Origin of the sequence: Acidaminococcus sp. AM33-14BH, assembly GCF_003603525.1 — a bacterium.
GTDB classification, from domain to species: Bacteria; Bacillota; Negativicutes; order Acidaminococcales; family Acidaminococcaceae; genus Acidaminococcus; species Acidaminococcus intestini.
The window spans coordinates 234911-259927 of sequence record NZ_QTNG01000002.1; the positions used below are offsets into that span (position 1 = coordinate 234911).

At 50.6% G+C, this 25017-nt stretch carries 24 protein-coding genes, 1 pseudogene and 2 other annotated features; of the genes and pseudogenes, 11 read left to right on the forward strand and 14 right to left on the reverse strand.

Going from position 1 to position 25017, the window contains the following annotated elements; all coding sequences use genetic code 11:
• Positions 1-55: 55 nt before the first annotated feature.
• From DW817_RS10935 to DW817_RS02580, 5 genes are all read right to left on the reverse strand, one after another.
• Positions 56-667, reverse strand: a complete 612-nt coding sequence (locus tag DW817_RS10935) for an ABC transporter substrate-binding protein (RefSeq protein WP_120110866.1) — start codon at positions 665-667, stop codon at positions 56-58.
• Between the two features lie 192 nt (positions 668-859).
• Complete coding sequence (locus tag DW817_RS02565; RefSeq protein WP_016459856.1) at positions 860-2035, reverse strand: ABC transporter substrate-binding protein; 1176 nt, start codon at positions 2033-2035, stop codon at positions 860-862.
• A gap of 253 nt (positions 2036-2288) precedes the next feature.
• Entirely contained in the window at positions 2289-2708 is a 420-nt protein-coding gene (locus DW817_RS02570) for a hypothetical protein (RefSeq protein ID WP_009015714.1), read from the reverse strand.
• A 12-nt stretch (positions 2709-2720) separates the two neighbouring features.
• Positions 2721-3344, reverse strand: coding sequence for a lysine exporter LysO family protein (locus DW817_RS02575; protein WP_120110870.1), 624 nt, complete (start codon positions 3342-3344; stop codon positions 2721-2723).
• Complete coding sequence (locus DW817_RS02580; protein WP_009015712.1) at positions 3341-3652, reverse strand: LysO family transporter; 312 nt, start codon at positions 3650-3652, stop codon at positions 3341-3343. Before DW817_RS02580 ends, DW817_RS02575 begins: the two co-directional genes overlap by 4 nt.
• 227 nt (positions 3653-3879) lie before the next feature.
• Here DW817_RS02580 and DW817_RS02585 point away from each other — a divergent pair, with 227 nt between their 5' ends.
• Positions 3880-4275, forward strand: a complete 396-nt coding sequence (locus DW817_RS02585) for a hypothetical protein (RefSeq protein ID WP_021736996.1) — start codon at positions 3880-3882, stop codon at positions 4273-4275.
• Positions 4276-4511: 236 nt separating this feature from the next.
• Here the strand turns inward: DW817_RS02585 and DW817_RS02590 are convergent, their stop codons facing one another.
• Positions 4512-5834, reverse strand: coding sequence for a CitMHS family transporter (locus DW817_RS02590; RefSeq protein ID WP_009015710.1), 1323 nt, complete (start codon positions 5832-5834; stop codon positions 4512-4514).
• Positions 5835-6062: 228 nt separating this feature from the next.
• Between DW817_RS02590 and DW817_RS02595 the strand changes: the two genes are divergently transcribed.
• Entirely contained in the window at positions 6063-6932 is an 870-nt protein-coding gene (locus DW817_RS02595; protein ID WP_035224476.1) for a LysR family transcriptional regulator, read from the forward strand.
• Positions 6933-7043: 111 nt separating this feature from the next.
• On the opposite strand, the gene DW817_RS02600 is transcribed toward DW817_RS02595, so the two are convergent.
• From DW817_RS02600 to DW817_RS02615, 4 genes are read right to left on the reverse strand one after another with little or no spacing between them, the layout of a single operon-like run.
• Complete coding sequence (locus DW817_RS02600) at positions 7044-7628, reverse strand: nitroreductase family protein (RefSeq protein WP_009015708.1); 585 nt, start codon at positions 7626-7628, stop codon at positions 7044-7046.
• Entirely contained in the window at positions 7618-8070 is a 453-nt protein-coding gene (locus DW817_RS02605; RefSeq protein ID WP_009015707.1) for a Fur family transcriptional regulator, read from the reverse strand. Before DW817_RS02605 ends, DW817_RS02600 begins: the two co-directional genes overlap by 11 nt.
• On the reverse strand, positions 8067-8882 hold the full coding sequence (locus DW817_RS02610; RefSeq protein WP_009015706.1) for a metal ABC transporter permease: 816 nt from the start codon (positions 8880-8882) through the stop codon (positions 8067-8069). The genes DW817_RS02605 and DW817_RS02610 overlap by 4 nt, the downstream gene beginning before the upstream one ends.
• Positions 8875-9546 (reverse strand): metal ABC transporter ATP-binding protein, encoded by a 672-nt coding sequence (locus DW817_RS02615; RefSeq protein WP_009015705.1) that lies wholly within the window; start codon positions 9544-9546, stop codon positions 8875-8877. The genes DW817_RS02610 and DW817_RS02615 overlap by 8 nt, the downstream gene beginning before the upstream one ends.
• Before the next feature lie 186 nt (positions 9547-9732).
• On the opposite strand from DW817_RS02615, the gene DW817_RS02620 reads away from it, so the two are divergent.
• Positions 9733-10659 carry a metal ABC transporter substrate-binding protein gene (locus tag DW817_RS02620; RefSeq protein ID WP_021737004.1) on the forward strand — a complete coding sequence of 309 codons (927 nt, stop codon included), beginning with the start codon at positions 9733-9735 and terminating at the stop codon, positions 10657-10659.
• A 215-nt stretch (positions 10660-10874) separates the two neighbouring features.
• On the opposite strand, the gene DW817_RS10590 is transcribed toward DW817_RS02620, so the two are convergent.
• A complete protein-coding gene (locus DW817_RS10590; protein WP_165851866.1) occupies positions 10875-11021 on the reverse strand; it encodes a hypothetical protein in 147 nt (48 codons plus the stop codon).
• Between the two features lie 498 nt (positions 11022-11519).
• Positions 11520-12083 carry a hypothetical protein gene (locus DW817_RS02625; RefSeq protein ID WP_120110874.1) on the reverse strand — a complete coding sequence of 188 codons (564 nt, stop codon included), beginning with the start codon at positions 12081-12083 and terminating at the stop codon, positions 11520-11522.
• A 176-nt stretch (positions 12084-12259) separates the two neighbouring features.
• Between DW817_RS02625 and DW817_RS02630 the strand changes: the two genes are divergently transcribed.
• Positions 12260-13612 carry a PLP-dependent aminotransferase family protein gene (locus DW817_RS02630; RefSeq protein ID WP_009015702.1) on the forward strand — a complete coding sequence of 451 codons (1353 nt, stop codon included), beginning with the start codon at positions 12260-12262 and terminating at the stop codon, positions 13610-13612.
• A 38-nt stretch (positions 13613-13650) separates the two neighbouring features.
• Here DW817_RS02630 and DW817_RS02635 read toward each other — a convergent pair whose 3' ends face one another.
• Positions 13651-14751, reverse strand: a complete 1101-nt coding sequence (locus DW817_RS02635) for a M20/M25/M40 family metallo-hydrolase (protein WP_009016363.1) — start codon at positions 14749-14751, stop codon at positions 13651-13653.
• A gap of 24 nt (positions 14752-14775) precedes the next feature.
• The gene (locus tag DW817_RS02640) at positions 14776-15963 is read right to left on the reverse strand and encodes a hypothetical protein (RefSeq protein ID WP_014128027.1); all 1188 of its coding nucleotides are present in this window, start codon (positions 15961-15963) and stop codon (positions 14776-14778) included.
• A gap of 293 nt (positions 15964-16256) precedes the next feature.
• Positions 16257-16486, forward strand: a binding site (T-box leader).
• A gap of 68 nt (positions 16487-16554) precedes the next feature.
• Here DW817_RS02640 and ilvD point away from each other — a divergent pair.
• From ilvD to DW817_RS10780, 7 genes and pseudogenes are all read left to right on the forward strand, one after another.
• The gene (ilvD, locus tag DW817_RS02645; protein WP_120110877.1) at positions 16555-18207 is read left to right on the forward strand and encodes a dihydroxy-acid dehydratase; all 1653 of its coding nucleotides are present in this window, start codon (positions 16555-16557) and stop codon (positions 18205-18207) included.
• A 19-nt stretch (positions 18208-18226) separates the two neighbouring features.
• Positions 18227-19233, forward strand: a pseudogene (locus DW817_RS11005) (bile acid:sodium symporter family protein).
• 56 nt (positions 19234-19289) lie between these two features.
• Positions 19290-20537 carry an ATP-binding protein gene (locus DW817_RS02655; RefSeq protein WP_120110880.1) on the forward strand — a complete coding sequence of 416 codons (1248 nt, stop codon included), beginning with the start codon at positions 19290-19292 and terminating at the stop codon, positions 20535-20537.
• A gap of 125 nt (positions 20538-20662) precedes the next feature.
• Positions 20663-20908, forward strand: a binding site (T-box leader).
• Between the two features lie 90 nt (positions 20909-20998).
• Positions 20999-22012, forward strand: a complete 1014-nt coding sequence (ilvC, locus tag DW817_RS02660; protein WP_021737070.1) for a ketol-acid reductoisomerase — start codon at positions 20999-21001, stop codon at positions 22010-22012.
• 33 nt (positions 22013-22045) lie between these two features.
• Positions 22046-23764 (forward strand): biosynthetic-type acetolactate synthase large subunit, encoded by a 1719-nt coding sequence (gene ilvB, locus DW817_RS02665; protein WP_120110884.1) that lies wholly within the window; start codon positions 22046-22048, stop codon positions 23762-23764.
• Positions 23761-24261 carry an acetolactate synthase small subunit gene (ilvN, locus tag DW817_RS02670; RefSeq protein WP_021737072.1) on the forward strand — a complete coding sequence of 167 codons (501 nt, stop codon included), beginning with the start codon at positions 23761-23763 and terminating at the stop codon, positions 24259-24261. The genes ilvB and ilvN overlap by 4 nt, the downstream gene beginning before the upstream one ends.
• A gap of 598 nt (positions 24262-24859) precedes the next feature.
• The coding region (locus DW817_RS10780) for a helix-turn-helix domain-containing protein (RefSeq protein ID WP_305781822.1) at positions 24860-25017 on the forward strand (158 nt) is incomplete at its 3' end.

Here is a 25017-nt window from a genome sequence, read left to right on the forward strand (position 1 = left end):
AATCAGGCTGCCGGGTACGGATCTTGGTCAGCGTCGCCTTGAAGTCCGTATCCTTCTAGAGATAGACCTCTTCAGCAACAACCTCACCGCCGCCCTTTTCAAACTGCTTCTTGAAGAACTGGGCAAGGCCCTTTGAATAGTCTGAGGAGTTGTCAATCATGATGGCTGCCCGTTTGACCTTAGGCGTATTGAGGGCAAAGTGCGCCATGACCGTTCCTTGGAAAGGATCGATGAAGCAGGCCCGGAAATTATAGGGTTTGACCTTCCCCAAACCATCCACCGTCACTTGTGGATTTGTTCCCATGGGCGAAATATCAGCCGTCTTTGCCGCCCCGCTCACGGCGGTGGATGCAATGACCGCACTTGAAAGATTAGGCCCAATGACCCCAATGACGCGGTCCTGGGGAATCAGTTTCTGCATAGCATTGGTGGCTTCCGTTGCTTCCGACTTGTTATCGGCCACAACAAGCTCGACCTTCTTATCAAGGACGCCGCCCTTTTCGTTCTGTTCCTTGAGAGCAAGCTCGATCCCATTACGGGAAGAAATCCCATAGCTGGCACTTCCTCCTGTCATTTCAAGGTTCCCACCTAATTTGATGGTGTTCCTGGCCCCTTGGGAGCCACATCCTGTCGTAAGACCGGTAAGTACCAGTCCCACTGCCAACATCTGTAACGCCACCTTCCTGCTTTCATAGGAATCCCTCTATCCAGCCTTGCTTTGCTTTGCTTCTTTACTCATTGGCTATCTATGTAAAAAGCGGGTCCCGAAGTCCTGCATGTGCCTAAGGCTTCGGGACACCGCTTTTCAGGGGGTTCCATGGGCGCTTCCCACGGCTTGTGTCCCTGTCAGATATACTGATTATCCGTTGATTTTCTTCACGAGGGTCTGGACGCCGTCCTTGAGTTCAAGGATCAGGGCCGTCGTGATCGGATTATGATGTTCATCATAGGAGAATTTCCCATTGGCAACTTGGAGGTCCTTGGTCTTAGCAATGGCTTCCGCCAGCTTCGTCCCGCCTTCACCTTTGGTTTCTTCCAGTGCATGGAAGAGGACCAGACCGGCATTGTAGCCTTGAAGGGCAAAAACATCAGGAACCTTGCCATATTTTTCCTTATAGGAATTGATGAACTTCTGGACGCCAGGATCCTTATCCTGTGCAGTATAGGCACTGGTGAAGTAAGTCTTGTCCGTACTTTCCTTGCCGGCGATTTCAACCAGTTTCGGGGAATCCCAGCCATCGGACCCTAAGAGCGGGGTGGTAATCCCGACTTCACGAGCCTGCTTGATGATCTTGGAAACTTCTTCATAGTAACCCGGGATGTAGAGGGCATCGGGGTTTGCAGCTTTCAGCTTGGTGAGGGCGGCTTTGAAGTCAACGTCCTTGGACAGGAACGCTTCCTTGGCCACAATCTGACCGCCATTTTCCGTAAACGTCTTTTCGAAGACTTCAGCCAGTCCCTTGGAATAGTCACTGGAAGAATCATTCAGGATTGCAATTTTCTTGAGCTTCAGATCCTTTGCCGCAAATTCAGCCATGATCTTGCCTTGGTACGGGTCAATGAAGCAGGCACGGAAGACATAGGGTTTGGCCTTGCCGTCCTTACCAAGGGTAATGGCGGGAGCCGTTGCACACGGTGCAATAAGAGGCGTCTTATTGGCCGTCAGGATTGGCTCTGCCGCTGCAACAGAACCGGAAGTCGCCGGTCCGACAACCGCTACAACCTTATCCTGCGTAACAAGCTTTGTCGCGGCATTGCCCGATTCGGAAGGCTCCGACTTGTTATCCGCTTGGACAACCTCGATTTTCTTACCGTTTACACCACCCTTGGCATTGACTTCATCAACAGCCATCTTGAACCCATTGAGGGTGGATGTCCCATAGTTTGCAACGTTGCCGGTCAATTCGAATAGGGCGCCGACCTTAATGGTATCTCCTCCGCCTGACTTACCGCCCGATTTGCCGCAGCCTGCCACGGCAGCTGCGACCAGTGTGGTCATGCACACAGCACCCACCACTTTTTTCCATGATTTCATAATAAACACCTCCGTTGTTTGATCCTTGCTGGCAACCTTGAGGGAAACTGGGCCGGATTCCTTGTCTTCCACCGCTCTCCGTGAGTTTTTCCCTTGTTCGTCTATGACCGGCCAAACAAGATATAACCTATTATATACAACATCACATTTTTGTCAACATATTTTATACATAAAAATAGTATTTTTAAAAAATCATCTTATCATTCTTTACATAATCATCATTTTGTTCTTAATTTATAGACTTTTGTCCATTTTATAAGTACACTGTCGTGCCCAAAGCAAATTGACCAAGAATAAAAAGAACGAATCCACTCATGACGGCCTGAAATAAGCGGGTGGGATAAACAAGCCCTGTCGTCCGGTCCTTTTCCGTAAGTCCGTCAATGCGAAAGGCCACGGCAAGCTGGGGCATGGCACTTAAAAAAAGCAGCATGCAGCCCGGCTGCCAATAAGGGGTAAAAAGGACGATATAAATGGCATAAAGAAGGTACAGCATCCGGACAAGGGACAGAAACAGATAGAGGATGATATCCCTCGACAGGATGATTAGCCGAACCCCTTGGGTCCGCTTCCGCCATAAATTAGGAAGCCATTGGTGATAGTAATAGATCTTACGGTAATGAAAAAGAAATATCAATTCCATCAAGAAAAAGAAAGCGGGAATGACATACATATGAAAAACTCCTTATCGATTGAGGAAAGCGCTGACTGTCGGGGAGAGCAGAAAAGCAAAAAGAAGGGGAATCTCCAAAGAAAGAAGGAATCCATTGACAAAGCCCAAAATCGCCGCCGGGCGTCCAGCACACTGGAGCAGGATGGGCATCGTTGAATCCATGCTCGTCGCGCCTCCGACAACGACAAGGGGTAAATGGCAGAAACGGGCAAGAATCGGAATACCAAGGATGGTCAGCAGTTCCCGCAGGGCATTGGCAAGAAAGGCTAGCGTCCCCGTTTCAGTACCCACAGCGGCACTGAGCAGGACGGAAGACAGGCTGTACCATCCCATGCCAGCACTCACGAGCAGGGCATCCCGAAAAGGCACTCCCATAAGATACCCCATGATCAACCCGCCGCCAAGACTGCCCACATTCGTTGCCAGAAGGACGAGAAGGGACAGGCCCAAGGTCTTAACCGTAAGAAAGCGGCGTACAATCTGACGGCTGCTGCCAATATCAGCACCGGCACAAAAAACCATGACGGCAAGAGCCGTCATGAGAATGGTATCAAGAAGGGGTTTGGCTATCGGCGCAAGGAAAAATCGCCCTGTAAAAAAACCGAGAAAAAGGGCAGAAAAAATGATCCCAATCATGAGTTTTGCCTCCTTTCACCTTCTGACAGAAGGCGAGTAAAAGCTTCCCGATGAAGCCATCCGACGAGGGCCATGAGACAGAAAGAACCTGCTATGCCGCCAAAACAAAGGAAGAAGGCATTGCGCCCAATGAGGGGCAGGACCTTGATGACGGCTTCATCACAGCCAATCTTGGCAGCCAGGCAAAAAATCATGATAAAAAGGCAGATCTTCGTAATCACGCCAAGGGCGTGACTGACCGAACTTGTCATGCGGCCCGAAAGCCCCAGAATAATTCCCAAAGCCAGGGTAAACATCAATTCCAGCATGCTTGGACTCCTTTTCCCTCAGACGTATCATTTCCGAATGGTTTTGATTGTTTTTTCATTATTATTGTATCGTATTTAAGAAGGAAAAGAAAGAAGCGCCTCGCTCTCCTTGAGAAGAAAAAAAGAAAAAATACGCCAAATTTTCATGTGACTTTCATGTAAGGTACCTATACTCGTAGCACAGCAGGGGAGTCATACAGTCATCCCCGCATAAGGAGGTCCCTATCATGGATATGATGCAAGTAAAGAAAACCGTTTCCAAAAATGTAGCTGCCCTCTTGGTCATGGGCATGGCCGTAACCATGGGTGCTGGCATGACGCAGACAGCCGAAGCTGCTGCCTTTGATCCCAATCGTCCCGCCGCCATGCAGCAGGGTGAAGATCGGCGCGCACCGCAAGCCAAAGAAAAGACCCCGAATAAAAAGGTCAAAAAGGCTCCAAAAAAAGAAGCAGAACGCCGCAAGGACACATTGAAAGACAAGAAGAAAGCACCCAAAAAGGAAAACCAGAAAGACAGCAAGCGCTTTGATAAGAAAGACAAGCAAAATAACCGCAGCAAAGATAACAAGCGCCCCAACGATAACGCATCTGACAAGCGTCCCACCCTGTATGGCCGCATCTGATGGGGAATAAACCAGGCCGCGTCAGAGGAAATGAAAAATAGGGGATGTAAAATCATCGGCCCCATACAAATAGGCCCATCCGATTCAATTGAACCGGATGGGCCTATTTGTAGCAGAGTCTATTTGTCACGGATAAACCAGCCGTAATCTCTCGTACTTCCAACTAGATTTTTTAGCATCTTTTCAAGATTGCCTGACGATTACGGATCCAGTTTTCGCATTTGACAGATTCACGGTCAGATGCCAACGATTCCGATAAGGGCCGCGACTGCCAGCGTGATCCAGCTAAGGATCCACAGATAAGGCGTGCAGAACTTCAAATGTTCTTTGATGCTGACACCGGCAAGACCGCAAAGAAGGAACGTCGTCGCGTTATGGGGCGTGACAAGGATGGTAAAATCCTTGCCAATGAGCATGGCCATGGCAATGTCATGAGCACTGGCGGCAAATTTTTCACCGACACCCAAGACGAGGGGCATGAACCCAAAGAAGAAAGAGTCCGTGCCCAGCATCATGCCGATGGGACCCGACAAGGCGCCAATGAAAATCGGCAGATGAGACCCTATGGCCTGAGGCATAATACCAATGAGCATGTTTGCCATGGCATCCATCATCTTCGTATTCTTGAGGACGCCAATAAAGACCCCTGTCGTCAAAAGGATCATCGGCGTCGACAGGGCGGCAGCCGCGTGGTTGGAAACGGCTTTTGCCTGGGCCTTGGCGCCTTTAAAGTTGATGGCAAGGGCAAAGGCAAGGCCAATCATGAAGGCTCCATAAAGAGGAATCTTCGTCAGGCACATAAGCAGGATGACACCGACCGTAACAAGGGCATTGATCCAGACAAGTTCGGGGCGCTTCATGCTGTCCGTCTCTCCGTGGCCGCCATCATCGGAATTAAGATCTTCTGTAAGTTCAGCCGCTTTGCCCGTCGGGTTGATGCCGGCGCCGCGCGCCTTTTCAAGCATGCCCAGGTAAGCAGAAAAAGCAAGAATCAGGATAATGCCAAGACCTTGTAGCGGCAGCAGTTCCTGCCAAATGGCGTTCACGTCGCGCCCTGTCACGATGGCTGTACGAGCGGTCGGTCCTCCCCAAGGGACAAGGTTCATGATACTGATAGCGGCGGCAATGATGCAGCAAATCACAACTGGACGGATATGAAGCTTTTTGTAGATGGGCAGGACAGCGGGAACCGTAATAAGCATGGTTCCTGCCGTGGTTCCGTCCAAATGGGCAACCGTAGCAATGATGCCCGTTGCCATGGTCACAAGGACGATGTTGTTTCCTGCTCGTTTGACAAGAAAATTCACCAAAGGATCAAACAGCCCCACATCATTCATGATGCTGAAGTAAACGATGGAAAAGAGGAAAAGGACGGCCGTACTCATGGTCGTCGTAACCCCTTTCTTCATGAATTCAAAAATCTGAGCTGGCGTAAAGCCACAGATGAGGGCTGCCACAAAAGGCACAGCTACAAAGATGACCATAGGACTGACCTTCCCTGAAATGAGAAGGTAGACGACGAGAAAAATCATCGCAAACCCAACCAAACCTAACAGCATAATTCATTCTCCTTTCTCTTTGAGGAAGCACTTCCTTGCTTCCTGATGCAGAGCCACGGACGGCAGCTCGCTGTATCTGATAAGAAGCAAGGCTTCCTTATCTTTTTACGAAGGATCTGTATTTATTTTTTGAAAGGTCCGCTATATAATGAAATTAGCTTTCCCTATATTTCGACACGGTTTTCCATAAAGGAAAATGAAATCTACTACCTTAGGAGGTGGACCCTCATGGATGATAAGGATTTCCTTCTTATCAAGACCCTTTATGAGGAACAGAACATTACCCATACGGCAAAAAAACTCTTTATTTCCCAGCCCGCCATCAGTGACCGGTTAAAACGGCTCGAAGCAGAATTCGGCTGCCAGCTTTTCATCCGCCAGCCCCGAGGGATCATTTTTACCAGTCAGGGGGAGATGCTGGTCCAATACGTCAACGAAGCGGATGAACGCTATCAAAAAATCCGCAGCGCCCTTGCAAAACCCGTGGGAAAAGCCTTTGGTTCCCTTTCCATCGCCTGCTCCAACGTATTTGCCAAGTACCACATGCCAAGCCTTTTGAGCGAGTTCAAGAAAAAGTACCCTGCCATCGACATTTCCCTCAAAAGCGGCTTTAGTACGAACCGTTACAAGGATTTTCTCGAGGGCAGATTCCATGTCTGCATCATTCGCGGCGAACACAATTGGTCAGAGCACAAAAAAAGGCTGCTCCGTGATCCCCTCTGTGTCTTCAGCAGGGATCCCATTGATCTCAAGAAACTGCCCCACCTGCCCTTTGTCCATTATATCACCGATCCAGCCCTGCAGCTGGTCATGGACGATTGGTGGTACGCGCATTACAAAGAGCCGCCCCGCATCACCATTGAAACAGATGCCATGGATACATGTCTCAAGATGGTCCGTCAAGGCCTAGGAGTCACCATCCTGTCCAAAAGCTGCGGTCAGGAAATGCCGGAGCTGTCCATGACAGCACTGACCACACAGCGGGGAACGCCTCTCCTGCGTGACACGTGGATGTATTACCGAAAAAATTACCAGCTAGTTGAAAGCAGCAAGCTCTTTGTTGATTTCATGAACCAAAAATTCGGCATCAAAGAGTAAACTTTGGCACCATTATTATAAAAAATTCTGTATTTAACGACAAATACAGAAAGGCTGTCCCTATCCATCGAAAAATCCGATGAATGAGACAGCTTTTTTGCTTCCAACCTTCTAAAGAACCGTCATGACATCGGACAGGTTCTTTTTGGGAACAAAATAATTCCTTTTTTCATCCACATAATAATCAAGGGTTCCGCTTTCCGGTACAGGGACCACGGTGCTCTTGTGGGCTGGATAGCCAAGGGCAAGACAAAGAAAGACCTCCTGATCCTTTTCAAGGCCCAGAATCCCCTGGATAGCTGCCCGATCAAGGGCAGCGAGGATTGCCGACCCGACGCCTTCACACATAGCACAGTACGCCATAGAATCAACAGCAATGCCTGCATCGATCAAGCTGATGGGGGAAGCGTCCTTGGGGCGTACCAAAAAAATGAGGGCCACCGGTTCCTCCTCTTTTTGAGGCGTACCGATTTCCTTAGGCAGGGCCGCAGCCCAATGAAGATGGGGCAAAAGAGCGGCAAGGGCCTTTGAAGAAACCGCTGCATAAAAGGACAGCACCTGTCCATTCCGGCCGCAGCTCCTTTTATGGGCAATTCCCACCAAATAGGAAAGAAGTCCTTCGGGAAGCGGTTTCTGCAAAAAGCGCCGATAGGTCCGGCATTTTTCAAAAAGGGTTTCTTGCTCTTTACGCGTCATGATGAACACGACCTTTCTTTTTTTGGCAGTTCGTGCAATATCCATAAAGCGTCAGGTCATGGCCCACGATATCAAAATCCGTCTTTTTGGCAAGGTCTTCACTAAAGTCATGAAGCGGGCAGCCATGGATATGAATGACCTTATGGCACCCCAAACAAATCAGGTTGTGGGTATGGCTCATCGTAAAAAGGAGAAACCCGGCCTTCCGCGATTGGGGCATCTGGACCTTTTCCGTAATCTTTTCATCCGTAAAAGTCTCCAACGTCCGATATACGGTGGAAAAGTTGAGGCTTGTCCCTTCCTTTACCAGAGCTTCATAGATTTCATCGGCCGTCAGGACTTCCTGTCGGCTAAGAAGAAGACGCAGGACCTTAAGACGGGGCTGGGTCAATTTCAGGCCATATTGACGGATAATGTCTTCTGCCTTGAGGGATTCATTCACCGCCGTTCACCTCCTTGAAGATGGTCCTGGATTTCCTGATAGATGAGCACAGCAACCAGCAAAATCACAGAAAGTATGGCCGTAATTCCACCGGGAGCTGCCCCCAGTTCATAGGAAATCACTAGACCGCCCATGATATCGATAAAACTAAAAAGAACCGAAAGCAGCAGCGTCCGGTTGAAGCCTTGCCTCAGCTGCAGGGCGGTTGCCACGGGAAGGGCAATGAGGGAGCTGATGACAAGGATACCGACGATGCGGATGGAAACAGAAATGGTGGCCGCCACAAGCAGGGAAAAAACATAATTGATGGCTCGCCTTGGCACACCGGAAATGCGGGCACCATCTTCATCAAAGGACAGCATGACAAGCTGGGGATAAAGCCCCCATACAGCGAGAACAGAAACAAAGGTCAAAGCCCCCACAAGATAAACTTCCTCACGTCCAACGGTGAGGATGCTGCCAAAAAGGAAGGAATCGATATTCGCCTTGACAAGACCTGAACTCACAAGGGTAATGGCAAGCCCCACAGAAAAAGACATGACAATGACGAGAGTCAGCTCTGCATAGCGGCGGAACCGTTCCCGCAGGGCTTCAATCAAAAGGCCAAAAAATGAGGTCATCCAGAAGGCTCCCATGATGGGTGTGGATTTTAAAAGAAGGCCCATGGCTACCCCTGCAAGGGAAGCATGGCTCAACGCATCCCCAATCATGGAATAGCGGCGCAGGACAAGAAAAATACCAATGAGCGGACAAAGCAGGGAGATCAATAGGCTCACAATGAACGCATTCTGCATGAAGGTATATTCAAACATGGGAACCACCTCCATTATCTGCTACATATTCAGCAAGATACTCCTCGGGCGTACAGAAATGGCCCCGGCCTCTCACCATATGGAAGAAGGTCGATGCATAGTGGGCGGCATAACGAAGATTATGTTCCACTGTAATCATGGTAACCCCCTTTTTTTCATGAAGCTCCGAAATCAGGGGATATAGGGCCTCTTGGGACCGCAAGTCCATGCCCGTCGATGGTTCATCCAAGATGATGAAGTCCGGGTTGCCAAGAAGGGCCCGGGCCACAAGGACACGCTGGAACTGCCCGCCGGAAAGGGCACCAATCAAATGATTGCGAAATTCGCCCATGCCAACTTGTGCCAACGCCCGCTGTTCTGCCTCAACATCCTTGAGCTTAAGGAGCCGGGCCTGAAAATGGAGCAGTTCAGCCACGGTCATGGGAAACTGCTTATTGATAAGATCAGTGGGCTGCGGGACATAGGCCGCCTGACGGAATGTGGAAGTGAGGGTCCCGTGAAGAGGACGCAGGAGGCCCAGCATGATTTTAATGAGCGTACTCTTGCCGCTGCCATTTTCACCTACGACCGCTACATAGTCCCCATCATGGACTTCCATGCATAAATCCTGAAGGAGAAGGGGTCCCTTTTCATAAGCAAAATCAATATGGGATAATGAAAGCATGGCTCAATCCTTTCTCAAAAAGCGTCTTGGAAAACAATCAGCACCAAGAAACCCATTTATTGTCTTCCTATTATAGAAGGATGCCCATAGAAATGCAAGGCATTTGCAACTATTGACGAACGAATCCGACCATGGTACAATGAATTCGTTATTGCAAATGATTTGCAACAAATTGAAGGAGGTACCATGAAAAAATTTATTCTTGCAGCCTTTCTCATTCTCGGTCTTCTGGCCTCAGGATGCGGCGGTGCGCCCACCGAAAAAAAAGCGGATGAAAAACTCACAGTGGTTGTCAGTTTCAATGCGATGAAGGAATTTACGCAGGCAGTGGGCGGCGACGCCATCCACGTCGTTTCCTTGATTCCCGAAGGCACAGAGCCCCATGGGTTTTCCCCTACAGCCGATCAGATGAAGACCCTGCACAATGCCAAACTCCTCATCGTCCATGGTCTGGGAATGGAACCGTGGGCCCAGAAAATCGCGGAAACATCAGGAAATCCCAATTTGATCGTTGTCGAGGCCTCTAAAGGCGTCACCCCCATTCCCCTGGAAGAGGAAGATGAGGACAATCACGGCGCTGAGGAAAAGGAGCATCACCATCACGGGCCCTATGATCCCCACGCATGGCTCAGCCTGACGGCCGCCCAAATTGAAGTCCAAAACATCGCCGATGCCCTATCCCAAGCCGATCCGGTCCATAAAGAAACCTACAAAAAAAATGCCGCTTCCTACAAGAAACAGCTTCAATCCCTTTATCAGGAATACCAGCCGCGTTTTGAAAAGATTGGCCACAAGGATTTTGTTGCCGGCCATGCGGCCTTTGGTTACCTTTGCCGGGATTTTGGGCTCCATATGGACAGTATCGAATCCGTCTTTGCCGAAGGAGAACCAAGTGCCAAACAGATGGCCCGTCTCCTGGATTACTGCCGAGCCCGAGGCATCAAGACCATCTTTACGGAATCTGAGGTCAGTCCCAAGACCTCGGAAACCCTAGCCCGGGAAATTGGGGCCAAAACGGTTCCCATCTACACCATGGAAACCAGCGAGAACGGAAAGGGCTATCTGGAACGAATGAAGGAAAACCTCGCCCATATCGAGGAAAGCCTGCGCTGACCGATTGAGTAAAAGGGATTTCCAAGTGGAACCCCCACCTCTCACACCACCGCGCGTACCGTTACCGTTCGGTACACGGCGGTTTCCTAGTTTTCATAAACGTGCTTGTAATAGCCCGTCATGGTTATGTAACCATGACGGGCTATTTCTTTTACTCCGTGGTATGCGGCATTCAGGTTGTCCCGCGTCAGGATTTGCCCCAACAGACTGTCCGCTCACAAGTTTGCAATGATGTCGTTGTGTTCGGCAGTCCTTACAGGGATAGGCGTTCCCGCATATCCTTGCTGCTTGGCAGCTGCTTTTTGCGGGCAACCTTCTCTATGAAGTTTTCTGCTTTTAGTTCCCCACTTGACTCCCTTCATTAACTGACATCTCCTAAAATTCGGTTCTTCCTAGACGGGCTATAGACCATCCAGTACTATGGTCTCAGCTGACTCCTCACGCTAAATCTTGTTTGGGCCATGGCCGCCAACTTCATGGATCCAGCCATGTTCGTGAGGCCTCCCCGGGTAAGAACGCACTCTTTTTCTCCCTTCACCTGCCGCATCTACCCTTTGGGATTCCAAATCGCTATGGGACTTTAATCTGTTTGGCGACCTTATCCATCTCAAATTGGCCTTATGCGGATTCTCTTTGTCAGGTCAGAAATTTGCCTGCCCCTTCCTTCAGATTCCACCTCACGATGTCTCCTTTGGTGTTCGGCTATGACTTTCCCCCGACTAAGGCAGTCTAGGGACTTTCACCCTTAAGAATGCGCCCATGCCGGGCGTACAAACAAGGACCAGGAAAATCAAGGAATTTTCCTGGTCCTTCCTTCATCATATGATGTTATTGCTGACCACTGACAGATCAAAACTAGATCAAAGGATCCCGCTTACCACGTACTGCTCAGCCTGTGCATCCCATTTTAGGGACAAGACCTTTGGGGCCCGGTCAAGAAAGAGGATGGCTTCATCTTTCCGGATCTGGAGGGGGCTGTTAAAGACTGCCACTGGCTGGAACCCAGCAATGGGAAGCGGCCGTACGTTCCCCAGCACGTCGGCACCGATGACGGAAAGGTCCCTCAGTTCCGTCTTTCCCGCACCCCGCGGTCCATAGGACAAGATCAACAGATCCTCCTGGTTCTCTCGGAAGCGAAGCCGATAAAGAACGTATTGGGTCCCTTTTTGGAAAGAATAGAGGGCAATCTGTCCATGTTCATGATAAGCAAGGGTCATGACCTTTGCCCCATCATGAAGACCAGCAAGGACAGCACTGATGGGCCGCACATCCCCTTTGACAAATTCTACGGAAAGCGGGGGCTGCAACTGGCCTTCTGCCGTAAAGGTATAATGCTGGGCAAAGAACTGAGCCGCTTCCCCTTGAGGGAGAAAGCCCGCCGCCAATAAGAGTAAGAAGGCGCTAAGCGCCAAAAATTTACGCATCTGGTTCCCCTTCCCACAAACGCTTTTCCTGTAATAAAGCCATTTTATCTTTTCATTATATCGACTCTTTCGGCTTTTCTCAATCCTTCTTTCCAAAAAAATCGATTCTGGGATGGCTGCAAAAAGCCCAAAATATGATAAAATAGGGGAGATATTTCAACTAAGAAGGTCACACCATGACAACAACCTTTAATTTTAAGGCAAAAAAAGATGGACAGCCCCTCTATAAACAACTGGCCCGTTACTTTCGGGATGAGATTCAGGAAGATCATCTGCAGGGCGGAGACATGCTGCCTTCCATCCGCAAACTCACAAAAGACCTCAAAGTGAGCCGCACAACCGTGGAAGCAGCCTATGAGATCCTCATCGATCAAGGATATGTACAGAACCTGCCAAGCCGCGGCTTCCGCATTACCCTCACCAAACCGGCAGTACCAGTGGAAATGCCCCCCTTGCAGGAGGAGTCTTTCCACCGTCCTTCCTTTAATTTTGCCAACCATTACATTGACACGACCACTTTTGACACCGTGCTCTGGCGCCGCGCCATCAGCCGTGTCCTGCACAGTCCTGATACGCTCTCAGGTTACGGCGATCCCCAAGGGGAACCTCGTCTCCGGGAAGTCCTTGCCCGCTACAGCTACCAATCAAGGGGAGTTGTCTGCCGCCCGGAACAGATCCTTGTCGGCGCCGGTCTCCAGTCCCTTCTGTCCATACTCATCCCTCTGCTTCCTGTCGAGGAAAAACGAGTCAGTTTCGAAGCTCCCGGCTTTCCCCAAGCTGAATGGATGTTTCACCTCATGGGATGGACCACGGATCGCTATGACCCCGCTGTTCCCTCCAAATCATGGCCGGAACTGCTCGTTGTCAGTCCCACAAACCCCTACAAAGGGCGGGCCCTTTCGGAAAAGGAACGAAGCAACCTCATTGTCGCAACACAATTTGAACGGGTCTATCTCCTTGAAGATGATTACAATGGGGAATTCCGCTATCTCCATCATCCGGTCCCAGCCCTACACAGTTTTGGCAATCGTGAGCGCATCATCTATGTCGGATCCTTTTCCCGAACCATGCTGCCAAGCCTGCGTATCAGCTATTTGGTCCTGCCGGAAAGCTTTCTTCCCCGCTTTCAAAAAATAGCCCCTTTTTACAACCAGACTTCGTCCACAGTAGAGCAACTGGCCCTTGCATCCTATATTGAGGAAGGCCACTTAACGCGACACGTAAAAAAACTGCGCAATCGCTATCGGGAAAAAAGCGTCCTTCTCCAAGACACCCTACAGCGCATCTTTGGCAAAAGAGTTACATTCCTCAGCCTTGAATCAGGCCTTGACCTTCATATCGCCCTTTCCTATGAAATGAGCGCCCAAGCACTTGCTGAAAAAGCAAGCCAGCACAGCATCAAAATCACCCCCATTACATCTTCCACAGACAGCAAAAAACCGGAATTTCTCCTATCTTTTGCAGGAATTGCCAAAGAAGACATTGCTCCCGGTATTGAAGCCCTAAAAAAAGCCCTTGAAGACAGTTAAAAAATCCCTGGCACACGAAACTGCGTGCCAGGGATTTTTTAACTGTCTTCAATAAGAAGTTCCACAAGGCGGCCGCTCTTGATAAAGCTTAGCTCATCAAGATTTTCCTCCAAGGTGTGGTTCTTGCTGTAGCCTGTAGCAATGCCAAGACTAGTGAGGCCCTTGGCATTAAAGATATTGGCATCCATGCCGCCCCCGCCAGCCTCGACACGGGCTGTAAGGCCGAGGCGCCTCAGGGCTTTTTTGGCCTTTTGAAGGATGGGCGCCGTTTCCTCAATGAGGAAGGGTTCATAAAGAAGTTCTTTTTCCACACTTACAAGAGCCCCCGTCTTTTTAGCGCAGTCTTCAGCATGGGTCTTGACAAATTCAGCGTACCGGGAAAGTTCTTCAAGATTCCGGCTCCTTGCTTCCCCCTTTGCCCAGGCGTCGGCACAGACTACATTGGTTGACTCATTGCCCGTTCCCAGTATGGGGAAATTAGCCACCAGTTCTTCATTCACGCGCCCATCGGGCAGGGTATCCAAAATGTGACAGAGAATATGGGCCGCATTGATGCCATTTTCCGGCTCATTACCGGCATGGGCCGGTTTTCCTTTGACGTGGATGGCAAAACGGACATGACCGGGGGCCCCATTGACGAGCCGCCCCAAAAGACCGGGACTGTCCAGGACAAAGCAGCAGGAGCTCTGAAAAACCGAAAGATCCAAGGCCTTACCGCCAAAAAGGCCGGCTTCTTCACCGACGGTGAAGGCAATTTCAATGCGCGGATGGGGATTCCCTGAAGAAAGGGTACGACGTACACCGTCCAGGATAGCACAGATGCCGCTCACATCGTCGGCAGCGAGAATCGTATCACCTCCAGAATACAGCACGCCGTCCTTTTCCCTAACCTTGATGCCATGGCCGTTCTTGACCCGGTCCATATGGCTGCAAAACAGGACGGATCCCTTCCTCGTTCCAGGAAGGATGGCAATGAGGTTTCCCGTATCGCCGCCAAACGTGCGGCCTGCCTCGTCTTCCCTTACGGTAAAGCCCAAGGCTTCCAGTTTCCTTTTTAGAACATCAGCCAGCATCCGTTCCTTTCCGGACGCACAGTCAATGCCTACAAGTTCCCTAAACTCTTCAAGTATGGGTTTCACTAGCGCTTCTCCTTTCTCTCCCCATTATAGGAGGTGAGCCATGATACTGGCAACGATGATGGAAAAAATCGTGACCGATGTAAAGCCTGAAATGACATAAGCCGTCCCGATGCGGGTTGAAAGATAATCCACTTCCTCATCGGTCTCGCCTACGGTCTTTGCAATTTCGTCACTGATGAGCTGCGTTCCAGGATAGCCAATCATCTGGCACATAGCAATACCGATGGCAAGGTCCCTATCCCCAACAATCTTCCATACGGGAAGAACCTTGAATATGACGACAATCCCCAAAAGCGTGAGCGCAAAGACACAGGCCACGAAAAATCCCAGTTGGGGCAGCATGGACAGATCCACTTTGGCAAGGGAAGGCACAATGACGGTAAGGACCCCAAACATGAAAAATCCCGTCGACGCCCCATGATTCTTCATGAAATTGGGCGGCACAAGGCCCAAGGCCCGAAGGCCAATGCCAAAGAGCATACACCAAATGGTCAGGCCCACCCATTTATGGGTAAAGACACCGCCCCAAAAACCGACATAGCTGCACAAGGCTCCAATGAAAAGGCAAATATAGGCGGTATAGTGCCGTCCATGCCGCTCAGCAAAGGTTTGGCGCCGCGGATTGTTTTCTGCCCTTTGGGAAGCAAACACAAAGGTGGGGTCATCTTTTTTGGCACGGCGAAAATCAGCCAAATAACGCCGCGCGGCTCGAAGGCCAAAATAGGAAGCCGGCAAGGTACCGACAAATTTCTGTGTAGCATATAGAAAAGCGGCCAAAGCCGCGGTCAAGGGCAAACCCTTTTCAAGGGCGGCCGCTACCATCGTATTGGTCGCAATCACGCCGCCATTGATGACGGGCGCCGAGGCAAGGGCATTTTCCCGACCAATAAGGGGAATCATGGCCAAACAGCTCACGACAGCAATGATCATGGAAATGATGCTTCCTGCTACGCTGCGCCACTCCCTTTTGAGCATCCTCACATCCACACTGGATCCCATATTAACAAGGAGCATGCCAATGGCAATGGGGCCCAAGGTCCCCAGACCGGCCCGTTTGACGATATCCGGAGGAATCGTATGGGTCAGGAAAAGGATCAGGAAGGTCATCATAATGACAAACAAGGACGAAATCCGCGCCTTCGTAAGGATCGAAATCACATCGCCCAAGGCAAAGACAGCAAGGACAATCAAAAGCGAAGTCCACATTTCCATCAGCCATTCCCCCTACTTCCAGTAGACATACAACAGGATTGTTTCCATAACATATACAAGGATTTTAAATATAGTTAGTTATTTTATCTATATTGTTTATATTTGTCAATGGAAAGCTGACTTTTTGTTTTTTATTCTCAAAAAAAACAGGTCTCATCCCTTTATCTTCCCCTTTGTCGATTCGTTTCTGTTTCAATCCTGACAATTTAAAACAATGCGGTCCTTTTCTTAAAAAATAGCTTGACAAGTCCACAATAGATGGATAGAATTTCACATGTCAACTCAAATAGGTTACAAATCCAATGACGGGAACAAGTACTCTGTTCCACCAGATTACAGAGAGCCGGCGCTTGGTGAAAGCCGGAATCTGGCCGCAGACGAAGATCCTCCCTGAGGAGCAGGACTGAATCCAGTAAGTCCTGACGATTGATCCCCGTTAGTGGAAACGCGTATGTCAGTACGTTGAGTGCCCATTCATCCGGATGGGAATAAGGGTGGTACCGCGAATCATTTCGTCCCTCATGATGAGGGGCGTTTTTTTATACCCTGATTTCCCTGCACTCCAATTGTTATGAAAGAGAGGTCTGTATCATGAGAAGTGATATCACAAAAAAAGGATCCCAACGTTCTGCCCACCGCAGCCTGTTCCATGCCATGGGCTACACCAATGAAGAACTGCAGCGTCCCATGATTGGCGTTGTCAATTCCTTCAACGAAATCGTACCCGGCCATATGCACCTGCGGGAAATTGCCGATGCTGTGAAGATGGGTGTGGCCGAAGCAGGCGGCATGCCCGTTGAATTTCCTGCCATCGCCATCTGTGACGGCATTGCCATGGGCCATGACGGCATGAAATATCCTCTCGCGAGCCGCGAACTCATTGCCGATTCCATCGAAGCTGTAGCGAATGGTCATGCCTTTGACGGACTGGTCATGATTCCCAACTGCGACAAAATCGTGCCGGGCATGCTCATGGCAGCCGGACGGCTCAACATCCCCACTGTCGTCGTCAGCGGCGGCCCCATGCTTGCCGGCCGCTGGAAAGGGCGCGACATCAGTGTCAGCACCATGTTTGAAGCAGCCGGAAAATTTGAAGCCGGCGAACTATCGGCCGATGAAATGGAAGCCATGGAATTCCGAGCCTGCCCGAGCTACGGCTCCTGCGCCGGCTTATTTACAGCAAATACCATGAACAGCCTGACCGAAGTATTGGGCATGGGGCTAGCAGGTAACGGTACCATTCCGGCCGCTTATTCCGGACGCCGCCGCATGCTGGCAAAAAAAGCCGGCTGGGCAGTCATGGATCTTGTAAAGAAAAATGTCCTTCCCCGCGACATCATGACCCTTGAAGCCTTTGAAAATGCCATTGCCGTTGACATGGCCATTGGCGGCTCAACCAATACGGTTCTCCACTTGCCGGCCATCGCTCACGAAGCAGGCGTCGATCTATCCCTTGACCTTTTTGATGAAATCAGCCGCAAGGCCCGCTATATCACGAAGATGAGCCCTGGCGGTTCCTACCATATGCAGGACCTTGACGAAGCAGGCGGCATTTCCGCGGTCATGAAGGAACTGACAAAAATTGGCCTCATCCATACGGACTGCCTCACCGTGACAGGTCCCCTAAAGGACCGTCTGGCCCATGCTTTCGTCGAAAACCATGAAGTCATCCATGACATTGACAACGCCTACATGAATAAGGGCGGTATTGCCATCCTCAAAGGAAACCTTGCGCCTTTGGGCAGCGTCATCAAGGAAAGCGCTGTGGAAAAAGAGCTTCTGACTTATGAAGGAACAGCCAAATGCTACGATTCGGAAGAAGCAGCCATCAAGGCCATTACGGGCGGTGAAATCAAGGAAGGTCATGTCGTCGTCATTCGCTACGAAGGCCCGAAGGGCGGCCCGGGTATGCGGGAAATGCTCAACCCCACAGCCGTCATTACAGGTATGGGGCTCAAGGTTGCTCTCCTGACGGACGGCCGCTTCTCCGGAGCCAGCCGCGGTGCCTGCGTCGGCCACATTTCCCCGGAAGCCATGGAAGGCGGTCCCATCGCCCTTGTCAAAGATGGGGACAGGATCCTCGTCGACGTTCCGAATCGCCGACTCGAGCTGCTGGTTGATGAGGCGGAACTTGCAAGAAGAAAAGCCGCTTGGAAAAGACCGGAACCAAAAGTCAAGACGGGTTACCTATCCCGCTATGCCCGCCTTGTTACAAGCGCCAATACGGGCGCTGTCCTGAAATAATCGAAAGGAAGTCTTACCTATGAAAAACTTTTGTGCCTTGATTGGAAAATATTTCGGCCTCCTTGCCGTTGCGTTCCTTGTCCTAGGCTTTATGGATCCCGGCCTTTTCCGCTGGGTCCTCGGCAAAGTGGGCAGTGTCTCTGTCCTGAGCCTGCTCCTTGGTGTTGTTATGTTTGGGATGGGGACCACCCTGTCCCTTAAGGATTTTGTCCTCGTCTTCAAGCGGCCAAAAGACGTCCTCTTGGGCGCTGTGGCGCAGTTTTTTATTATGCCTTTCCTTGCCTATCTGCTCTCCCGCGCCTTTGACCTGAGTCCGGCCCTTACAGTCGGTGTCGTTCTGGTCGGCACCTGCCCAGGCGGCACATCGAGCAACGTCATTACCTTCATGAGCAAAGGGGATCTGGCCCTATCGGTCACCATGACGAGCGTATCGACCGTCCTGTCACCGATTCTGACGCCTTTTATCACCTATCTCCTCATATTGGGGAAAAGATTGCCTTTGATCCTGTGGGCATGTTTTTGAGTATCCTCCAGATCGTCATTCTTCCCATCTGCCTTGGCGTGGCCCTCCGGACCTTCCTGCCGAGACTTGCCCGTGCGGCAACGGACTATACACCGGCTGTCTCTGCCCTTGCCATCAGCCTAATCATCGGCGGTGTCATCGGAGCCAGTAAAGCGGCCATCCTAGCCAATGTAGGCGTCATCTTCCTCGTTGTCATCCTGCACAACTGCCTGGGCTATGCCTTGGGCTTTGCTGTGGCAAGACTGGTCGGACTTCCTTGGAAAAAAGCAGTGGCCCTTTCCATCGAAGTGGGCATGCAGAATTCCGGACTTGCCGTGGGGCTTGCCAAAGCCCATTTTGCCGCCATGCCGACAGCTACTGTGCCTGGTGCTGTCTTTTCTGCTTGGCACAATATTTCCGGTGCCGTCTTGGCCTATCTCTATCTCAACGTCCTCAATCCCCGCTTTGACCCGGATTACGAAAAAGAACAGACTGTCTTGGAATCAGCTCCTGCAAAAGCCTGATCCCCACAAGGAGCTGCCTTAGGCAGCTCCTTTTTTCATAATAAAGGAGGAATCCCATGCTGAACCTACCACCCCTGGAAGCACTCCTGGCCTTTCACGGTCTTTTGACAGATCCTATCATAGCAGCGCTTTCCAAAGCTGCTCAAAGCGGTAAGGCAGCCCCTTCCTTAAGTGCCCAGCTTGTGGAAAAAGCCGAGACCTTAGGGCTTTGGGGCCGCCTTCCGGCCACTTATCTCGTCCACCTTTTGGGAGGCGCCAGCCTTCCCCTGTCCCGCTTTCTGGAAAAAGGGCAGCAGACAGGACCCTCTCTCAAAAAGGCCCTCCAGCATGACCTATCGATTCTCTGGCCCTATCTTTTCCTGGACCCGTGTGACCTTTCCCTGTCCCCGCTCCTAGCTCATTACGAGCCCACGATACACCATGCCCGTAAAGGGGAAATGGCCCTTCTGCAGGCCCTCTTATCGGCCAAGGACCCGGACGAAGGGGCAACAATCGCTTTGTCCCACTACGAAAGCTATGGATCCGGTCTTTTTTCTGAATTTGACGCCTTTCGCCTTGATGAAGACGGCCTCCTTGTCGGTATTTCCGATTTTCCCCATTACGACGATAGGGACCTTTTGGGCTACGAGGCGCAAAAAACAGCCATCCTTGACAATACGGCCGTTTTTGCAGCAGGAAAGAAAGGTAACAATGTGCTGCTCACCGGGGCCCGGGGAACGGGAAAATCCACCCTGGTCAAAGCCATGGTTTCCCGCTTTGGAGAAAAAAGTCTGCGCCTTGTCCAAATGGGGCGAACCCAACTGGACCACCTGCCCCGTCTTCTATCCCTCCTCGGCCAAGAAAAGCACTATCGTTTTGTGCTTTTTTTGGATGACCTATCCTTTGACGAGGGAGAACAGGAATACAAGATCCTCAAATCAGCCATTGACGGCAGCGTCACGTCCCAGCCGGAAAACGTCCTACTTTATGTGACAAGCAACCGCCGCCATCTCATCAAAGAAACCTGGAAGGACCGAAAGGATGATGCAGATGATGTCTACCGCGACGACCACACGAACGAGTCCATCTCCCTTTCAGACCGTTTTGGACTCATCCTTCATTATGGCAAGCTGTCCCAAGAAGAATACCTTGATATCATTGCCCATGAACTGTCCAAGAAAGGGATTGCGCTTTCCCGAGAAGAACTCCGAGTCGAAGCCGTGCGCTGGGAAATGGAACATTCTGGGCGCAATGGACGGATTGCCCATCAGTTTGTGACATGGTATGTAGGGCAGTGTTTTCTCAAAAAGGACAAATCTATTTAATCCTGTTTCTAAGGTTACACTTTAATGTATTTTATGGTACATTTAGAAGAAAGATGGATTTTTTTGTTGACGCATTGCCATTTTTTCGCTACAATGCATTCATACTTTTTAACAAGTCCATAGCAAAAAATCTAACGATGGGAAAGAGTAACGGGCGTGACCGCTCCAGAGAGCCGGCGGTTGGTGCGAGCCGGTGTTGGGACCGCTTGTGAAAATCCTCCCTGAAGAGAAGTGCTGAAGCTTTGGCGGTAAGTGCTGACGGCCGTTCCCCGTTATAGGAAACGCGTATGTTGGTACGTTTGAGAGCGTCTGGATCTCGTAAGAGGCCAGGAATCAGGGTGGTAACGCGGACTTTTGGATCCGTCCCTTAAAGGGACGGATCTTTTTATTTTAGCAAAAACGGCATCGATGCCGACCAAACGTATCAACCCCCCTGCAAGGAAGAGAAAGAGGTAAAGAACATGGCAAAGGTATTTTATGATCAAGATGTCAATTGGGAAGTACTGAAAAGAAAGAAAGTCGCCATCATCGGCTATGGCAGCCAAGGACACGCCCATGCCCTGAATCTCAAGGAAAGCGGTGTAGATGTTGTCGTAGGGCTTTATAAGGGCAGCCATTCCGCAGAAGCTGCCCGAAAAGCGGGTCTTTCCGTCAAGACGGTCAGTGAAGCGGTTGCTGAAGCGGACGTCACCATGGTCCTCATCCCTGATGAAAAACAGGCCGATGTCTATAAGGACGAAATCGGTCCGAACCTCAAAAAAGGCAGCGCCCTTGCCTTTGCCCATGGATTCAATATCCATTTCAAACAAATTGTGCCCCCTGCTGACGTAGATGTCTTCATGGTCGCCCCCAAGGGCCCAGGTCACCTTGTTCGCCGAACCTTTGTCGAAGGCGGTGGTGTCCCCGATGTCTTTGCCGTTGAACAGGACGCGACAGGAAAGTGTTTCGATCTTGCCCTGGCCTATGCCCGCGGTATTGGGGGAACCAGAGCCGGTGTCATCCAGACGACCTTCCAAGAAGAAACGGAAACGGACCTTTTTGGGGAACAGGCCGTTTTGTGCGGCGGTATCTGCCAGCTCATCACCAACGGCTTCGAAACTTTATGCGAAGCTGGCTATCAGCCGGAAATTGCCTATTTTGAAACGTTCCATGAGATGAAGCTGATTGTGGATCTCATGTATGAAGGCGGCATGGCCAAGATGAGAAAATCCATCAGTGATACGGCAGAATATGGTGACTATACAAGCGGTAAACGGGTTGTCCCGAAAGAAGCCACCAAAAAAGCCATGAAGGAAGTCCTTTCCGATATCCAAGATGGGACCTTCGCCAAGGACTGGCTCCTTGAAAATAAAGCTGGCGGCAGGGCCCACTTCCTGGCTCTGCGCAGACAGGCCGCCCAGCATCCTTTGGAGACAGTTGGTGCCAAACTGCGCGATATGATGCCTTGGCTCCACGACAACGACCAAAAAGACTGATAAGCCCCCAACGGGAGAGAAAAGGAGACCATCATGAAGATGATTGGTGCACGGGCCCTCATTGAGTGCCTCAAAAAAGAACAGGTTCAGGTGGTCTTCGGCTACCCCGGCGGTTCTGTCCTAACGCTCTATAACGAACTGGATCAATCGGACATTACCCATGTCCTTACCGGTCATGAACAGGGAGCTGTCCATGCGGCAGACGGCTACGCCCGGGCAACGGGACATACCGGAGTTGCCTTTGCCACCTCCGGACCAGGTGTCTGCAATATGGTAACAGGCATTGCTACAGCGGCCATGGATTCCATTCCCCTGGTTGTCATCAGCGGTCAGGTCGCCACCACCCTCATCGGCCGTGACTCCTTTCAGGAAGCGGATATTTCGGGTATTACGACCCCCATTACCAAACACAACTATCTTGTAAAAAACGTCAAGGAACTGCCCCGTGTCATCAAGGAAGCTTTTTACATTGCTTCCACGGGACGGCCCGGTCCGGTCCTTGTCGATATTGCCAAAGATGTCTTTGATGCCGAGCTTGACTTCTCCTACCCTGATTCGGTCCGCCTCCGCGGCTATAAGGGCAGCATCAAGGGCGACGAAAAAGACATCGATGAAGCCGTCGAAGCCCTCAAAGAAGCTAGGAAGCCCCTCATCCTCACGGGGGGCGGCCTGATTCTCAGTGAAACGGCGTCCTTGCTTCGTACGCTTGTAAAATCCCTTGGTGTTCCTGTCGTCACAACCCTCATGGGCAAAGGGGCCATCCCCGACAGTTGGGACCTCCAACTGGGTCTGGCCGGTATGCACGGATCCTATGCGTCCAACATGGGCATTACCGACTGTGACCTGCTCCTTAGCTTCGGGGCACGCTTTGATGACCGCGTCACTGGTGACGTGGAAAACTTTGCCCCCAACGCCAAGATTGTTCATTTCGATATCGATAAAGTCGAAATCAACAAGATTGTCCATGCCGATATCAGCGTCAATGGAGACTTGCGCTGGTCCCTTCCCCTTTTTATCAAAAAGATGAAAGCCCTTGACGAAAAGTCCCTCCAAGCCCAATATGGATCCTGGCGCGAGAAGGTACTTCTCAACAAAAGACAGCATCCCTTTGCCTCAGTGCCCCAAAAAGGCGTCATTACACCAGAAGCACTCTTTAACGCTGCCAAAACCTATACCGATGAGGATACAGTCATCGTAACCGATGTGGGGCAGCACCAGATGTGGGCCGCCCAGTTCTTTCCTCTTGCAGCCCCCCGCCGCTTCATTACTTCCGGCGGTTTGGGAACCATGGGGTATGGCCTTCCGGCAGCTCTGGGAGCCAAGGTAGGCTGCCCCAAATGCAAGGTTGTCCTCTTTACGGGAGATGGCAGCATTCTCATGAACTGCCAGGAATTTTCCACCCTTCATCGCTATGCGGTCGAAGTCAAAGTCATTGTTCTCCAAAACGGGGTCCTGGGTATGGTCAACCAGTGGCAGCGCCTCTTCTACGGCGGAAGACAGGCGGCATCCGTCATCAATGATTTTCCTGATATGGCAAAGGTCGCCCGCGCCATGGATGTACCAAGTTTTACAGCCGCTTCCCCTGACGACCTTAAACAGGGGCTGGACCAGCTTTTTGAAACACCGGGTCCCGCCCTGCTTAAGGTGATCATTCCGTCGGAACAAAAAGTCTACCCCATGGTTCCCGGCGGCAGGCGCCTTGACGAAATGATCCTTACCGATCCAGAATGGAAAGAAGGTGCTCCTCAATGAGACAGCATTTAGCCATCCTCTGCGACAATAAACCCGGTGTCTTGACCCATGTTGCCGGCCTCATCAGCCGCCGCGCCATCAACATTGAGTGCATCAATGCTGGCTATACGGAAGAGCCGGACGTGACACGCATCAACATCGTCGTCACCGTGGAAAATAAGGCCGAACTGGACCAGGCCATCAACCAGCTGGCAAAACTCATCGATGTCATCAAAGTCGTTAACCTTGATGAAGCCCCTTATGTGAGTTACGAGCTGGCCATGGTAAAGGTTAAGTGCCCCACGCCAACCATTCGCTGCGAACTTTCCAACCTGGCAGAACTCTTTCATGCCAAGATTGTTGACGTCCAGCCGGAATCCCTGGTCTTTCGCATTACAGGCCGAGAAGATCATGTGGAAGCCACCTTGATTATGCTCTGCCAATATGAGATCCTGGAAATTGCCCGTACCGGGCAGATTTCCCTTTCAAGAGGACTTGTTCCCTTAAAGAACTGTTAAGCGCAAAAAATAGCTGAGAAGAATTGTAAATCTCATTTCTTCTCAGCTATTTTTTAGTCCCTTATTTTCCCAACCGGCAGCAGAAATCTTTATACCCAATAAAGGTATTGCTCCTACCGTCATATAAAAAACAGTTCTATAATTTATTTTGGGGCGCTAACGTGACCGCCTGGGTGCGTGTCCTCTCAGCGCCTACTTTTTTTCAATAAAAAAAAGGCATATGCACTCAAATCCCTTACAATTAAAGTGATCAAACAATAAAGAAAGTGAGTTGAATACATATGCTTTCTCTAGATTATATTGAAAAATTAACAGGAATTAAAGAGGACTGGATTCAAAATTTAAAGGAAACGGTATCAGCCTTGGTTTTAGCGGTTCAGCTGCCGCCTCAAGAACACATCTGCCCTCATTGTAAGGCCACTACAAGACGCATAAAGGGCTGCTATACGCGCCTCATCAAACATTCCCCACTTCTCATCAAGAGTTGCATCTCCCGTATCGCCAGAGACGCTATATATGCAGCTGTGGTCACACAGTTAACGAGAAGAGCCCCTTTGCCTCTCCGTATTTCCAAACCTCTTCCTCGCTTCAACAAGTCATGCTCCAGGAGCTGCGTCAACACCTTTCTTTCCAAGAAGCGGCCAGACGATGCCATGTCAGCACCAGCCAGGTCATTCGCGTCTTTAATGAAGTCCATATTCCTCGTCCCAGTCACCTTCCCCGCGTGCTTTCCATCGATGAATGTAAAGGAAATGC

What these genes read in the sequence shown, in the direction of transcription:
- DW817_RS10935 (WP_120110866.1), bottom strand. Translation starts at nt 667, where the DNA reads ATGTTGGCAGTGGGACTGGTACTTACCGGTCTTACGACAGGATGTGGC.
- DW817_RS02565 (WP_016459856.1), bottom strand. Translation starts at nt 2,035, where the DNA reads ATGAAATCATGGAAAAAAGTGGTGGGTGCTGTGTGCATGACCACACTG.
- DW817_RS02570 (WP_009015714.1), bottom strand. Translation starts at nt 2,708, where the DNA reads ATGTATGTCATTCCCGCTTTCTTTTTCTTGATGGAATTGATATTTCTT.
- DW817_RS02575 (WP_120110870.1), bottom strand. Translation starts at nt 3,344, where the DNA reads ATGATTGGGATCATTTTTTCTGCCCTTTTTCTCGGTTTTTTTACAGGG.
- DW817_RS02580 (WP_009015712.1), bottom strand. Translation starts at nt 3,652, where the DNA reads ATGCTGGAATTGATGTTTACCCTGGCTTTGGGAATTATTCTGGGGCTT.
- DW817_RS02585 (WP_021736996.1), top strand. Translation starts at nt 3,880, where the DNA reads ATGGATATGATGCAAGTAAAGAAAACCGTTTCCAAAAATGTAGCTGCC.
- DW817_RS02590 (WP_009015710.1), bottom strand. Translation starts at nt 5,834, where the DNA reads ATGCTGTTAGGTTTGGTTGGGTTTGCGATGATTTTTCTCGTCGTCTAC.
- DW817_RS02595 (WP_035224476.1), top strand. Translation starts at nt 6,063, where the DNA reads ATGGATGATAAGGATTTCCTTCTTATCAAGACCCTTTATGAGGAACAG.
- DW817_RS02600 (WP_009015708.1), bottom strand. Translation starts at nt 7,628, where the DNA reads ATGACGCGTAAAGAGCAAGAAACCCTTTTTGAAAAATGCCGGACCTAT.
- DW817_RS02610 (WP_009015706.1), bottom strand. Translation starts at nt 8,882, where the DNA reads ATGTTTGAATATACCTTCATGCAGAATGCGTTCATTGTGAGCCTATTG.
- DW817_RS02615 (WP_009015705.1), bottom strand. Translation starts at nt 9,546, where the DNA reads ATGCTTTCATTATCCCATATTGATTTTGCTTATGAAAAGGGACCCCTT.
- DW817_RS02620 (WP_021737004.1), top strand. Translation starts at nt 9,733, where the DNA reads ATGAAAAAATTTATTCTTGCAGCCTTTCTCATTCTCGGTCTTCTGGCC.
- DW817_RS10590 (WP_165851866.1), bottom strand. Translation starts at nt 11,021, where the DNA reads ATGAAGGGAGTCAAGTGGGGAACTAAAAGCAGAAAACTTCATAGAGAA.
- DW817_RS02625 (WP_120110874.1), bottom strand. Translation starts at nt 12,083, where the DNA reads ATGCGTAAATTTTTGGCGCTTAGCGCCTTCTTACTCTTATTGGCGGCG.
- DW817_RS02630 (WP_009015702.1), top strand. Translation starts at nt 12,260, where the DNA reads ATGACAACAACCTTTAATTTTAAGGCAAAAAAAGATGGACAGCCCCTC.
- DW817_RS02640 (WP_014128027.1), bottom strand. Translation starts at nt 15,963, where the DNA reads ATGGAAATGTGGACTTCGCTTTTGATTGTCCTTGCTGTCTTTGCCTTG.
- ilvD (WP_120110877.1), top strand. Translation starts at nt 16,555, where the DNA reads ATGAGAAGTGATATCACAAAAAAAGGATCCCAACGTTCTGCCCACCGC.
- DW817_RS02655 (WP_120110880.1), top strand. Translation starts at nt 19,290, where the DNA reads ATGCTGAACCTACCACCCCTGGAAGCACTCCTGGCCTTTCACGGTCTT.
- ilvC (WP_021737070.1), top strand. Translation starts at nt 20,999, where the DNA reads ATGGCAAAGGTATTTTATGATCAAGATGTCAATTGGGAAGTACTGAAA.
- ilvB (WP_120110884.1), top strand. Translation starts at nt 22,046, where the DNA reads ATGAAGATGATTGGTGCACGGGCCCTCATTGAGTGCCTCAAAAAAGAA.
- ilvN (WP_021737072.1), top strand. Translation starts at nt 23,761, where the DNA reads ATGAGACAGCATTTAGCCATCCTCTGCGACAATAAACCCGGTGTCTTG.